This is a genomic window from Amycolatopsis sp. NPDC089917 (genome assembly GCF_040684635.1).
Taxonomy (GTDB): Bacteria; Actinomycetota; Actinomycetes; order Mycobacteriales; family Pseudonocardiaceae; genus Amycolatopsis.
In genome coordinates, this window is record NZ_JBFBGL010000067.1 from 1 (window position 1) to 12,524 (window position 12,524).

Consider the following 12,524-nt stretch of genomic DNA (forward strand, 5'->3'; position numbering starts at 1 on the left):
CTGCTCCGGATACTTCGAACGAGACACCAGGACATCCTCCCTCCAGACCACTGTCTGGAATCAAGGTGTCCGCACCACAGGGGCAACTCCACGTGTGATCAGACGGACGACTCACGTGGCGGCCGAGTTCCACCGCGTGTCGTCCGGCCAGTCACCCGTGTCGTCCGTCTGATCACGTGAGTCGTCCCACCGGTCACGCGAAACCGCCCGACCGCAAGTACCTAAGACACCGTCCGCTCCAACCCGAATCGCCATTCACGACCACCTGTACCGACGCCTCACAGGACACGCCGCCTTGCCTGTCCTCTCAATAGCCCGGATCGGCACTCGCGACGCGCCCGCCCTACTCGGTACCGGCGCTCTTGCCCGACCGAAGTCCGTGAAGGCCTCCTTCACTACCTTCAGGGTAGGCAAGGAGGCCTTCACGGACTTGGCCTGGCGTGAAGCACCGCACCTCCGCGCCGCCCCTCGACCAAGAGTGGAACCTCCGGACAGGAGACGGACGGGCCCGTCCACGGTACGGTCTGCGACATGGGCGCTGTCGAAAGCCACCTCCGGTTTGGTCTGGACCTCTATCGGGTGCTGGCGAGCCGCGCGGAGAACGCGTGCTTCTCGCCGTACTCGATCGCGAGCGCGCTCGGCCTGGTGACGCAGGCCGCCAAGGGGAAGACCAGAGAAGAACTGATCGCGCTGCTCGGCGACCCGGACGAGCTCGCCGACCTGCTGGGCAAGGCCTCGTCGCTGCTCGACGACGGGCCCGAACTCGCGGTCGCGAACACGCTCTGGGCCTGGGACGGGCTCCCGCTCGAAGAGTCCTTCCGCGAGGAGCTCGCCACCTGGCCGGGCGGCAAGGTCCAGAGCGCGCCGTTCCGCGACGACCCGGAGGCCGCGCGGCGGCTGATCAACGCCGACGTCGCCGGGGCCACCCGCGAACTGATCCCCGAGCTGCTCAAGCCGGGGACGGTCGCGCCGGACACGGTCGCGGCGATCGTCAACGCGCTGTATCTCAAAACCGCTTGGCACAATCCGTTCTCAAGTGACAACACCGCGCCCGCGGACTTCCACGCGCCCTCCGGTACCCGTACGGTGCCGACGATGTGGCTCGAAAAACAGCTCGACCACACCCACGAGGACGGCTGGCAGGTCGTCCGGCTCGGCGCCGAGGGCGGGGTGGAGGCGATCATCCTGCTGCCGGACGGCGACCTCGACGACGCCGAGCTCGACGCGGGCAAGCTGGCGGGGCTCCTGGAGAACACGCGGTCCAGGACGCTCGCCCTGTCGCTGCCGAAACTGGACCTGGACGTCGACAGCCCGCTGACGGCGAAACTCAAGGACCTCGGCGTGCGGACGATGTTCACCGGCGACGCCGATCTCACCGGGCTGGCCGACGACGACCGGCTCGAAGTGTCCGACGTCCTCCACCAGTCCGTGCTCCGTATCGACGAACAAGGCCTCGAAGGCGCCGCCGCGACGGCGGTGCTGATGCGGCTGACGTCGATCATGGTCGACGAACCGCTCGAGGTGACCGTCGATCATCCCTTCCTTCTGCTCGTGAGGCATGCCTCGACGGGTGTGATCTACTTTCTCGCCCGCGTTGTCGAGCCGTGAGGATGGTCAGTGAGTCTTTTCCAGGCTGAGGCGGCGGACGTGGAGGCCGACGAGACTCCCACGAGACCCCGTAAGTTCGCGGCAGCCGACGCCGCGATCATGGGCGCCTTCGTGCTGTTCGCCTTCTTGCTCTACAACGGGCTCTGGCTCGACCTCGAAGAGGGCTATCTCTGGAACAGCGCGTCGGACCAGAACCTGTGGGAGTGGTTCTTCTCCGTCACCGCGGACAACGTGCTGCATCTGAGGAACCCGCTCAGTTCGCACTTCCAGAACCATCCGCTCGGCGTGAACCTGATGGCCAACACGGCCATGCTCGGCATCGGCATCCCGCTTTCGCCGATCACGCTCACCTTCGGCCCGACGCTCACCTGGGCCATCGCGCTCACCGGCGGTCTCGCCGGCACGGCGGCGGCCTGGTACTGGGTGTTCTCGCGGCACCTCGTCACCCACCGGGTCGGCGCGGCCATCGGCGGCGCGTTCGTCGGGTTCGCCCCGCCGATGATCTCGCACGGCAACGCGCATCCGAACTTCGTCGCGTGGTTCGTCCTGCCGTTCCTCGCGCTGCTGATCTTCAAGATCGCCCGCGGCGAGCGCCCGGTCCGCAACGGGATCTTCCTCGGTCTGCTGGCGGCGTACCAGATCTTCCTCGGTGAAGAGCCGCTGCTGATCTTCGCGATGTCGTTCGCGATCTTCGCCATCGCCTATTTCGCGACGAACCACCGCGAGTTCCGGCCGATGGCGAAACCACTGGGGATCGGCGTCGGCATCGGGGTCCTCCTCGCGCTCGTACTGTGCGCGTACCCGCTGTGGTGGCAGTTCTTCGGCCCGCAGAGCTACCAGGCGATCGAACACGGTCCCGTCGGGAACGACACGGCCGCCTTCACCCGGTTCGCGACGCAGTCGGTCGCCGGGCAGCCGCAGGCCGCGGCGGACGTGTCGATGAACCGCACCGAGGAGAACGCGTTCTTCGGCTGGCCGCTGATCGTGCTGATGGTGGTCATCACCGTCTGGCTGTGGCGCGAGGTGTTCGCGCGGGCGCTGGCGATCTCGATGTTCGTGATGGCCTGGCTCTCGCTCGGTGTGCAGCTCGTGGTGGTGCACGAGGAAACCGGGATCCCGGGGCCGTGGAAGCTCCTGTCGGAACTGCCGCTGTTCGAATCGCTGCTGGAATCACGGCTCGCGATGGGCTGCATCCCGTTGATCGGCGCGCTGCTGGCATTGGCGACCGAGCGCGTCCACACGGTCGCGTCGAAGCTGCCGGAAGTGCCGGGGGAGCGGCGATTCCCGTTGCGGCTGGTGTGGATCGGCGTCGTGATCGCGGTCCTGCTGCCGATCGCGCCGACGCAGCTGATCGTGAAGGAACGGCCGGCGACCCCGAGGTTCCTCGCCGACGGCACCTGGCGGTCCTACGTCGCGCCCGGCGGCACAGTGGTGCCCGTGCCGTTGCCGAGTTCCGGCGAATCCGAGCCGCTGCACTGGCAGATCGACGCGGGCCTGGGCTATTCGATGCCGGAGGGCTACTTCGTCGGGCCGAGCGGCCCGGACGACAAACGCGGCCGCTACGGCGCCATCCAGCGTCCGACGTCGATCATCTTCGACCAGATCAAGCAGACCGGGGTACCGGCGACGATCACCGAATCGCAGCGGGTGCAGGCGCTGGAGGATCTGCGGTACTGGAACGCCGACGTCCTCGTGCTGATCCCGCGCGAGCACCAGGACGCCTTCCGGGCCACGGTGGATCTGCTGCTGCGGAAGCCCGCCGAGTTCGTCGACGGCGTCTGGGTCTGGGACGTCCGGACGATCACCCCCTGAGACGTCAGGTCCAGGGGGCGAGCGGGTACCACGGCAGGATGCCCCGGAACTGGAGCATCCGCACGTCCCAGTAGAACAGCGTGAACACGCCGGTGAAGATCAGCGCGCCCGCCGTCACCGCCACGATCCTCCCCGGCCTGGCGGCCAGGCGGCGCCGTAGCCCGCCGCCCGCGACGTTGACGAGGATCAGCAGGATCGCCATCACCAGGATATTCCCCACCGATTGCAGCGTGAACGCCGCCGCGCCGTAGAGCGGGTTGCCGCTTTCCGCGGCGTCACGGAAGATCTGCCGGAACAGCACCCACGGCCGTCCGATCAGGAACGCGCCGATCAGCGCGCCCAGGAACACCGTGCGGGCCCGCGCGGAGAACGGGTCGCGGACGTAGCCGAGCTGCGCGAGTCCCAGGTACGTCAGGGAAATCCCGATGAACCCGAACACCGCCATCGACTGGACGTTGCGTGCGGTCAGCTCGCCCAGCGGTGCCTGGTCGCCGGTGAACTGCGGCATCTTCGTGCCCACCAGGCTGACGACCACGCCGTAGAGCGCGGACACGGCGATCATCCCGGCGGCCAGCAACCCCAGCGGCGCGAGCGTCGCGCGGAACCGGGCCCAGCGGCCGCCTTCGGAGCCCAGCATCGGTGACATGGCCCCGAAAACCGCGACGTTGCAGCCGGTGAACGTCCCCGCGAGACCGGACACGAACGCGTACACCACTCCCGTGACGACGCCGTCGATCGGCGACTGCGCGGGCTTGCCCAGCACCGCTTCGGTGACGCCGCCGCCGATCACCGTGTCGACGAACTGCGCGGACCACACGGTGGTCAGCACGAAGCCCGCGAGCGCGCTGATGAGCACGACGCGCCGCCGGTTCACCTCGGTATCGAGCGCGGTCATCGCGCACCCGCCGGAGGGTGCACGACGAACGGTTCCGTGTTGCCCTCGATGCCCCAGACGCCACCGGAAACGCCGAGCCCGCTCCACTTCGACCCCGCGAACGGCTCGTCGAGGGACATCGCCAGATGCTCGTTGACCCAGACCGTCCCGCATTCGAGCCGCATCGCGACGCCGGCGGCGTGCTCCTCGTCCGCGCCCCACACCGATCCGCACAACCCGTAGGTCGTGGCGTTCGCGAGCCCGACGGCTTCGTCCACTGTGGAGCATCGCACGATCGGCAGTACCGGGCCGAACTGTTCCTCCGCCACCACCCGCATCCCGTCGTGTGCCTCGGCGAGGATCGCCGGGGCGAAGAAGTACCCGGGTCCGTCGAGCCGTCCGCCGGTGACGATCCGCGCGCCGTCCGACCGCGCTTCCTCGGTGAGGCCGACGACCCGGTCGTACTGCGGGCGGTTGCTCACCGGACCGATCTGCGTCCCGGGCGTCCGCCCGTCGCCCACCACGGCCTTCGCCGCCAGGGCCGCCAGCGCCTCGACGACGCCGTCGTACGCGGACCCGACGGCGTAGACCCGTTTGATCGCCATGCAGATCTGCCCGCAGTTGGCGAAAGCGCTCCAGAACAGCTTTTCCGCGACGGCGGCCGGATCGGTGCCGGGGAGGACGATCGCGGGATCGTTGCCGCCCAGTTCCAGCGTCAGCCGCTTCAGGCCGGGCGCGGCCGCCGCGGCCACCCGTTTCCCGGTGGCGACGGAACCGGTGAAGTTGATCTTCCTGATTCCGGGGTGCGTGACCAGATGCTCGCCGAGCGGGTCCCGGCCGGTGAGCACGGTCAGCACGCCGGGCGGCAGCACTTCCGCCAGCATCCGGCCGAGGTGCAAGGTGGTGAGCGGGGTGTGCGGCGACGGTTTGAGCACCACCGTGTTCCCCGCGGCGAACGCCGGCGCGAGTTTCGCGACGGCCAGCTGCACGGGGAAGTTCCACGGCGTGATCGCGGCGACCGGGCCCAGCGGGCGCCGGTGCACCTCGGTCCGGCCGAGGACCTGGGGTTCGATCCGCAGCCCGGCGAAGTAGCGGAACCGTGCCGCCGCCCTGGCGAACTCGGCTTCGGCCTCCCGCAGCGGTTTGCCCTGCTCCTCGGTCAGCACGGGGGCCAGCACGGGCGCGGCCTCCTCGACGACGGCCGCGCACGACGTCAGCGCCGCGTGCCGGTCCGTGACGCGCCAGGCAGGCCAGGCGTCGACGGCGGCGCGTACCGCTTTGTCGACATCGGCCGGTCCGGCGTCCGGGACGGACGTGATCCGCTGCCCGGTCGCGGGATCCTCGACGGCGAGCATCACTCCTCCGCGTGGAGCAGTTTGGACGGATTCACCGAACTCGTCGTGTGGACCTCCTCCTTGGTGAGCCCGAAGGCCTCCATGTGCGCGCGCAGCAGCCGCAACGCCTCGACCGTGTTGGGGAACAACGGTTCCCCGGCGTCGCTGGACAACGTGACGTACTCCGTGCCGAGCGCCTGGATCGTCCGGCACATCTCCGCCGGGTCGACGCCGAGCAGCGGCGAGATCTCGTCGTAGGTGAAGTTCAGGTAGATGCCCGCCGACGTCAGTTCCCGCATCTGCGCCAGCGAGAGATCGATGAACGGGCTGAACGGATGGTCGATGACCGCTTTCGTGATCCCCAGGTCGCGGACCTGTTCGGCCATCTCCCAGAGTTCGGCGTGGGTGGCGTGCGCGAACGAGATCATCACGTCGTGGTCCGCGACCATCTTGAACACCTCGCGGTACTCGGGTTTGAGCTTCCCGTGTTCGTCGAGGGTGTACGTGCCGACGCGCAGCGCCTTGTCCCACGGCAGCGGATCGGTCCACACACTGGGTTCCTCGCCCCACCAGCCGCTCATGCCGCCGACCTTGCTCAAGGTGTTGGCACTGCGGAACACCGGCATCCACACCGCCGAGACGCCGTCGGCCAGCTGTTTGCGCGCCTGTTCCGGGATGGACAGACCCATCGTGTCGGTGGTGATCCAGCCGGACCACAGCCGCGCCGGTGGTACGCCGGCCTCGTCGCACCACTTGCGCAGTTCGCCTTCGACCTCGCGGACGACTCCCGCGGGCCCGTCGACGTCGGTGCGCGCCCGCCAGACGATGCTCTTGAACAGCAGGCCCTTCACGCCGCTGGCGGACGCCAGTTTCGCGATCGACAGGCCGTCCTGCTGTCCTTCGTGACCGTGGCAGTGGATGTCGACGGCGCCCTCGACGCCGAACACCGCGGGCGGCACGAGAACGTCGCCCCGGTAGCCCATCCGGGCCCGGTAGGAGGACAGGAACCGGTCGTGCGGGGCGTTGTTCCGCCGCCGCAGCTTCGCCTCGGCCAGGTACTCTTTCTCGTCGTCCATCTCGGCCGCGTCGTTCATCGCTTCACCCGTCCTTCGGCGTCGTGGGTCGCGAAATACCTTTGAGCGAGCCGTTTCCGGCGCGCGTCGAGCACCATGTAGGTGCCGAGCACCAGCTGGACCACGTCGCGCCGGACCTCCCCGGCGCGGTCTCGCACGCGGAGATACCGCAGCAGCCACCGATCCGGACCGGGGCCGTCCACCGGCCGCAGCACGCACGGCCCCCGGTTGAGGATCGAGCGGACGTGTGTCGCCGTGGAACTCAGGAGGTACCGCGACAGCACGGTCTTCGCGACCGCGCGCATCGTCGGTGGCACCATGCCCTTGGCGGGGCAAGGACGGTTCGCGGTGACACCGAACGGGATGTGGTTCGACCGCGACGCGGCCCGGTGCTCCCAGCGGTCCGGGTCGAAGTGCTCCGGATCGGTGAACCCGGTCGCATGGAAGTCCGCGTAGTTGAAGCACAGCACCGAACCGGCGGGCAACGTCGTGTGCTCGTCGACGGCGATCTCGCCCGAGCTGATCCGGTGCGCGATCCCGAACAGCGGGTACCGGCGGAAGGATTCGGACAGGACGCGGTCGAGGTAGGCGTCGCCGGTTTCGGTCCGCAGGCGTTCCTGCACCTCCGGATGCCGTGCGATGGCCAGCAGCAGGTGGGTCATCGCCTCCGAGGACTGCACGACGGCGGTGTTGAAGAACGTGCCCTGCAGGTACAGGACCTGCTCTTCGGGAGAAAGCCTCTGCGGCAGCGGCAAAGGATGGTCGCGCAGCTTCTCCGCCAGGTACCGGGTGAGCGCCGCCCGCTTGCCCATATGCCGCAGCCCCAGGCATTTCAGCGCGGTGACGACGTCGGTCGCGTTGGCCACGATCAGGTCCCGCGCCCGCCGGGGACACGGTTCGCCGAACACCAGCTCGTAGTAGAACTCCGCCCAGATCGGCATCATCTCGTCGCGCAGGCGGACCAGCCTGGTGCGCCCGGGCTTTTCGTCGAGCACCCGTTCCGCCGCCCGCGTGGCGCGTTCGGCGCTCTCGGGGTGCGGCCGCGCGAGGAAGCGCCGGGTGGTGCGGGCGACCTCGTCGTAGCGTTCGCCCGGTTCGAGATGTTCCTGGTGCACTTGGGGCCCCGGGGCGAGCCAGTACCAGAAGAGGTCGGACAGGACGGCGCCTTCGCTGCGGCCGTCGGCGTTCGGATGCGCGTAGACCTCGCGGAAGTGCTCGATCCCGACGGTGTCGCCGGGGATCGGCACCGCCTCCTGGCCGTTGACCTTGGCGAAGACCCAGTTGCGCAGCGCGGTCAGCGCCATGGCGGCTCCTCCACCAGATCGCGGCGGACGGCGGCCGGGTCGGCGTACCCGCACAAGGTCAGCGCGTTGACGATTTCCCGGCGCAGCAGGTCCAGGACCTTCGTGACGCCGGCTTCCCCGTCGTAGGCGAGCCCCCAGACGACCGGGCGGCCGATCGCGACCGCCCGCGCGCCGAGGGCGAGGGCCTTGACGACGTCCGTGCCGCGGCGGACACCGCCGTCGAGCAGGATCGGAACGCGTCCTTCGACGGCGTCGGCGATCCTGGGCAGCAGGCGGATCGACGGCGGCGTGGTGTCGAGCTGCCGCCCGCCGTGGTTGGACACGATCACGCCGGCGGCGCCGTGATCGGCGGCGAGCCGGGCGTCGTCGGGATGGAGCACGCCCTTGAGCAGGATCGGCAGCGACGTCGTCTCGCGCAGCCACTCGATGTGCCGCCACGAGATCTCGGGCGAGAGCACGACGTTGCGGACCTCGCCCGCCTGCTCGGCCAGGTTCGGGCATTTCATCCCGGGCGGAAGGTCGTGGAAGTCGTTGCGGTCGTTGCGTTCGTGCCTGCCGAGCGCGGGGGAGTCGGCGGTGACCACCAGCGCGCGGCAGCCCGCTGCCTCCGCCCGCCGGACGATCGCCTCGGTGAAACCCAGGTCGGGCTGTAGATAGAGCTGGAACCAGATCGGTGGTTCGTGCTCGGTGGACACCTTGCGGGCCTCGGCGGCGATGTCCTCGATCGCCACCGTCGACAGCATCGCCGAGATCAGGATCGTGCCCGCGGCCGCCGCCGCCCGGGCGGTCGCGCGTTCGCCCTCGGGGTGCGCGAGCTCGTGGAACGCCGTCGGCGCCAGCAGGACCGGCATCGAAGCGCGTTCACCCAGGAGAGTCACTTCCGGCGACGGCTCGCCCGCGCCGGTCAGGACCCGGGGCAGGAGCGCCAGCCGTTCGAACGCGGATTCGTTGCCCCGCACGGTGACTTCGTCCTGCGCGCCGCCGGCGAAGTAGTCGTCGCGGACCTTGTCGAGTATCGCGCGGGCGGCCTGCTCGACCTCGCGGAGGTTGACCGGCCCGGTCACCGGACGGCCACCAGTTCCCGGACCGGCGCGCGGTACTCGGCCTCGCCCGTCCAGTCGTTGGCGACGTCCTCGGGCAGATGCCGCGTCTCGACGAGTTCGCCGTCGCGGTACCGGCGCAGCACGGGGTGCATGTAGAGCGCCTCGGTCGCGGGGTCGTCCTCCCAGGCCCGTCCGGCGGCGACGTCGAAAGGGTCGATCGCGGGATAGCCGGAGCCGTACTCCAGGGTGATCGTGACGAAATGCGCGCCGGGCCGCTCCGCGAGGGCGAGACCGACCGGGATCTCCTCCAGCAACCGGGAGGTGCCGTCGTCCTTCAGCACCAGCACGTCGGCGAGGAAGCCGAACTGGTTCCACAGCCCGGAGCTGCGGTTCACCCGCGCCAGGATCGCGCCCGCCACGACGTCCGGGTCGGCGGGCAGGTCCTCGCCCGGCCACACAGCGCCTTCGTAGCGCTGTTCGAGCACGTGGTGCAGGGCGCGGACGCCGTAGCGGAAGCCGTGCAGGACGCTGCTGGTGAACTTGCGGCGGTCGAGGACCTGGGTCAGCGTGCCCGCGAAGTACAGCCCGGGCACGTTCGCCGATTCCCAGGCCGGGGTCAGATCGGCGAACCGGTCGTTCATCGTCAGGCGTGGTCGCACCCGGTCGGTGAAGACGCCGGTGTCCATCCGGAACCCGGTGCAGGTGATCACGCGGTCGTAGACCAGCGTCACGGTCTTCGGCCTGCGGGAATAGCGGAGGGTCACATGGTATTCGGCGTCGCGGAGCTCGATCTTTTCCACGGTGGCGTCGAGGACCAGGTTCTGTGATTTCAACTGATAGGTGTCGAGGAAGTTGTTGTTCACCGCGCGCAGATCGCCGGAGAAATGCGTGCGCCAGGCGAACCGGAGCGACTCCGGGCCGAGAACGTGGATCAGCGCCGCGTTCGCGACGAGATTGTCGGCGGTTTCGAACGCCGAGTTCCCCTTGCCCAGGATCAGCACGCGGTGGTCGGTGAAATCGCGGGGATCGACCGAAACCTCGCCGTACGATTCCGTCGTTTCGATTCCGGGGATGTCCGGGATGTACGGGCGGGCGAGCCCGGTCGCGACGATGACCCGTTTCGCGGAGTAGGTCCGGCCGGTGTCGGTGGCGATCCGGAATTCGGTGTCCCGGTCGATCGAGGTGACCCGTGTCCCGTATTCGACCTGGACGCCCGTTTTCGCCGCGTAGTCGGCGAAGTAGTCGACCAGGAGGTCCGCGCTGGGGAAGTACTCCTCGGTGTACCGGGTGAACCGCAGGTCCGGATCGTCGGACAGCAGGGAATTCCAGTCCATCCGGAGATTCAGTTCGGGGTCGGTCCAGCCGGTGTGCGGTTTGTTGATCGAGATCAGTTTCCGGTGCCGCGGAAATGTGCGGAAGTACGAGCCGGGAGTGTCTTCCGCTTCCAGCACGACGTGATCTCTTCCGGTCCGCTGGAGGAAATGTCCGAGTTGGAGGCCCGCCGGGCCCGCGCCGATGACGAGGTAGTCCATGTGTTTCCTCCGATGGGGAGAGCGGAGGGATCGCCGAATAAACCGATGTGGCGGCACCGGTTTCTCGGGGGGATTGCTGATCGTCAGCGTACCTTCGATGATCGAATGGGGGTTCCGGCGAAAAGGCTAATCGTCACCTACCCGGGCGGACGATGACTAAAGTAGGTTCGACAGCATACCGACAGTAAGTTCTTCATTTCGTCCCGTTCCCAGGGAATCGCCTTGGTCCGATCCATCGTTTTCCGATCCCGCTCTGTGATCGGGCTCCGTGCTCGGAAGCGGGGTGGCGCACGTCACCGGGAAGCGATTGTCACGTCCGCGCCTGCCGTCTCGTCCACCTGGTGATCGCAACCGCACGAGGAGGACACCATGCCGCGTATTCCCGCCGTCAAAACCGCCGAAGCCGGCTTCCTGCTGAAGCTCGTCTACAAGTTCGCCGGGAAGCGGTTCGGCGCCGTGCCCGAGCCGATGGCCGTCTACGCGCACCATCCGGCGCTGCTGTGCGCGAACGGCGTGCACGAGATGCTGGCGGAGAAGGCCAGCAAGACGCTTCCGCCGAACGTGCGCGAGCTGGCCGTCTACCGCGTCGCGACCCTGCTCGGCTGTTCGTGGTGCATCGATTTCGGGACCATGTTGCAGCTGCACGAAGGGCTCGACATCGAACGGCTGAAGAACATCGACGACTACGCGAAGTCGCCCGCCTTCACCGCGCGGGAACGGCTCGCGCTCGCGTACGCCGACGCGATGACCACGAGCCCGGTGACCGTCACCGACGAGCAGGTCGCCGAGCTGGAACGCGAGTTCGGCCGCAAGGGCGTCATCGAGCTGACCTACCAGATCGGGCTCGAGAACATGCGCGCCCGGATGAACAGCGCGCTCGACATCACCGCGCAGGGCTTCACCTCGGGCGACGCCTGCAAGATCCCGATGCCCTGACTTCCCGCGTTTAGTCCTCTGAATGCGTTGTGGACGCATTCAGAGGACTTAAACGCGGTCAGGCGCCGACGCGGGCCCGGGCGGTAGTGAGCTTGTCCGGGTTCGCCATGTCGTAGATCTCCACGATCTTCCCGTCGCGGATGACGAAGGCGTCGACGTGCTCGTCGAGCGCCCGGTACCCCTCCGAAGCGGCCTGCGGCGGGATGTAGAGGCCGAGGTCGCCGTTGACCAGCGCGAGCCTCGCCTGCTCGATCCCGGCCGGGTCGTACATCCGCATGAGCCCCTGGAACAGCCGGGTGACCTTGTCGAACCCGGTGACCGTGTGCACCGCCGTGCGCGCCTTGCCGCCGCCGTCGCCGACCAGGACGACGTCCGGGTGCAGCACCTCGGCCACCGCCTGGATGTCGCCGGTGAGCATCGCGGTCATGAACTTCTCGATGATCTGCTGCTGCTCGGTGAGCGCCGTCCGGGGCGGCGGATCGGCGTCGGCGACCGCGCGGCGGCCGCGGGAACCGTGCTGGCGCGCGGCGTCGGCCGTGCAGCCCAGGATCTCGGCGATCTCGCCGAACGGCACCGCGAACGCGTCGTGCAGGACGAACGCGACGCGCTGCTCGGCGGTCAGCCGGTCGAGGACCACCATCGCCGCCATCCGCATCCCGTCGTCGCGGACGGCGACGGTCAGCGGGTCCTCCGACGACGGCGTGCCCAGCGGGCCGAGGACGGGCTCGGGCAGCCACTCGCCGACGTACCGCTCGCGGCGCACCACCGCCGAGCGCAGCCGGTCGAGGCAGATCCGGCTGACGACGGTGGTCAGCCAGCCCTTGTGGTCCTCGATGGCCGAGCGGCGGCTCTCGTCGAGGCCGCTCAGCCGCAGCCACGACTCCTGGACCGCGTCCTCGGCGTCGGACAACGTGCCGGTGAGCCGGTACGCGACCGACACCAGGTGGGGGCGCATCGCGGCGAAGTTCCCGGCGAGTTCGTCCAGGGCGGTGCTCATTCCCCGAGTGT

The 12,524-nt window shown here is 68.8% G+C and carries 10 protein-coding genes; 3 read left to right on the plus strand and 7 right to left on the minus strand.

What is annotated here, in order from left to right; genetic code table 11:
* Positions 1 to 531 precede the first annotated feature (531 nt).
* Together AB0N89_RS33805 and AB0N89_RS33810 are read left to right on the plus strand one after the other, a co-directional pair.
* A complete protein-coding gene (locus AB0N89_RS33805) occupies positions 532 to 1,608 on the plus strand; it encodes a serpin family protein (protein ID WP_364213313.1) in 1,077 nt (358 codons plus the stop codon).
* Between the two features lie 9 nt (positions 1,609 to 1,617).
* The gene (locus AB0N89_RS33810; protein ID WP_364213316.1) at positions 1,618 to 3,420 is read left to right on the plus strand and encodes a glycosyl transferase; all 1,803 of its coding nucleotides are present in this window, start codon (positions 1,618 to 1,620) and stop codon (positions 3,418 to 3,420) included.
* A 4-nt stretch (positions 3,421 to 3,424) separates the two neighbouring features.
* Here the strand turns inward: AB0N89_RS33810 and AB0N89_RS33815 are convergent, their stop codons facing one another.
* From AB0N89_RS33815 to AB0N89_RS33840, 6 genes are read right to left on the minus strand one after another with little or no spacing between them, the layout of a single operon-like run.
* On the minus strand, positions 3,425 to 4,315 hold the full coding sequence (locus tag AB0N89_RS33815) for a hypothetical protein (protein WP_364213319.1): 891 nt from the start codon (positions 4,313 to 4,315) through the stop codon (positions 3,425 to 3,427).
* The gene (locus AB0N89_RS33820; RefSeq protein ID WP_364213322.1) at positions 4,312 to 5,649 is read right to left on the minus strand and encodes an aldehyde dehydrogenase family protein; all 1,338 of its coding nucleotides are present in this window, start codon (positions 5,647 to 5,649) and stop codon (positions 4,312 to 4,314) included. Before AB0N89_RS33820 ends, AB0N89_RS33815 begins: the two co-directional genes overlap by 4 nt.
* A complete protein-coding gene (locus AB0N89_RS33825) occupies positions 5,649 to 6,722 on the minus strand; it encodes a DUF6282 family protein (protein WP_364213325.1) in 1,074 nt (357 codons plus the stop codon). Before AB0N89_RS33825 ends, AB0N89_RS33820 begins: the two co-directional genes overlap by 1 nt.
* Positions 6,719 to 8,005, minus strand: coding sequence for a cytochrome P450 (locus AB0N89_RS33830; protein WP_364213328.1), 1,287 nt, complete (start codon positions 8,003 to 8,005; stop codon positions 6,719 to 6,721). The genes AB0N89_RS33825 and AB0N89_RS33830 overlap by 4 nt, the downstream gene beginning before the upstream one ends.
* On the minus strand, positions 7,996 to 9,069 hold the full coding sequence (locus AB0N89_RS33835; protein ID WP_364213331.1) for an alpha-hydroxy acid oxidase: 1,074 nt from the start codon (positions 9,067 to 9,069) through the stop codon (positions 7,996 to 7,998). The genes AB0N89_RS33830 and AB0N89_RS33835 overlap by 10 nt, the downstream gene beginning before the upstream one ends.
* Positions 9,066 to 10,580, minus strand: coding sequence for an NAD(P)-binding domain-containing protein (locus tag AB0N89_RS33840; RefSeq protein ID WP_364213334.1), 1,515 nt, complete (start codon positions 10,578 to 10,580; stop codon positions 9,066 to 9,068). The genes AB0N89_RS33835 and AB0N89_RS33840 overlap by 4 nt, the downstream gene beginning before the upstream one ends.
* A gap of 369 nt (positions 10,581 to 10,949) precedes the next feature.
* Here AB0N89_RS33840 and AB0N89_RS33845 point away from each other — a divergent pair, with 369 nt between their 5' ends.
* Positions 10,950 to 11,516, plus strand: coding sequence for a carboxymuconolactone decarboxylase family protein (locus AB0N89_RS33845; protein WP_364213337.1), 567 nt, complete (start codon positions 10,950 to 10,952; stop codon positions 11,514 to 11,516).
* Positions 11,517 to 11,574: 58 nt separating this feature from the next.
* On the opposite strand, the gene AB0N89_RS33850 is transcribed toward AB0N89_RS33845, so the two are convergent.
* Entirely contained in the window at positions 11,575 to 12,513 is a 939-nt protein-coding gene (locus tag AB0N89_RS33850; RefSeq protein ID WP_364213340.1) for a sigma-70 family RNA polymerase sigma factor, read from the minus strand.
* Positions 12,514 to 12,524: the final 11 nt, after the last annotated feature.

What these genes read in the sequence shown, in the direction of transcription:
- AB0N89_RS33845 (WP_364213337.1), top strand. Translation starts at nt 10,950, where the DNA reads ATGCCGCGTATTCCCGCCGTCAAAACCGCCGAAGCCGGCTTCCTGCTG.
- AB0N89_RS33825 (WP_364213325.1), bottom strand. Translation starts at nt 6,722, where the DNA reads ATGAACGACGCGGCCGAGATGGACGACGAGAAAGAGTACCTGGCCGAG.
- AB0N89_RS33840 (WP_364213334.1), bottom strand. Translation starts at nt 10,580, where the DNA reads ATGGACTACCTCGTCATCGGCGCGGGCCCGGCGGGCCTCCAACTCGGA.
- AB0N89_RS33815 (WP_364213319.1), bottom strand. Translation starts at nt 4,315, where the DNA reads ATGACCGCGCTCGATACCGAGGTGAACCGGCGGCGCGTCGTGCTCATC.
- AB0N89_RS33820 (WP_364213322.1), bottom strand. Translation starts at nt 5,649, where the DNA reads ATGCTCGCCGTCGAGGATCCCGCGACCGGGCAGCGGATCACGTCCGTC.
- AB0N89_RS33805 (WP_364213313.1), top strand. Translation starts at nt 532, where the DNA reads ATGGGCGCTGTCGAAAGCCACCTCCGGTTTGGTCTGGACCTCTATCGG.
- AB0N89_RS33830 (WP_364213328.1), bottom strand. Translation starts at nt 8,005, where the DNA reads ATGGCGCTGACCGCGCTGCGCAACTGGGTCTTCGCCAAGGTCAACGGC.
- AB0N89_RS33850 (WP_364213340.1), bottom strand. Translation starts at nt 12,513, where the DNA reads ATGAGCACCGCCCTGGACGAACTCGCCGGGAACTTCGCCGCGATGCGC.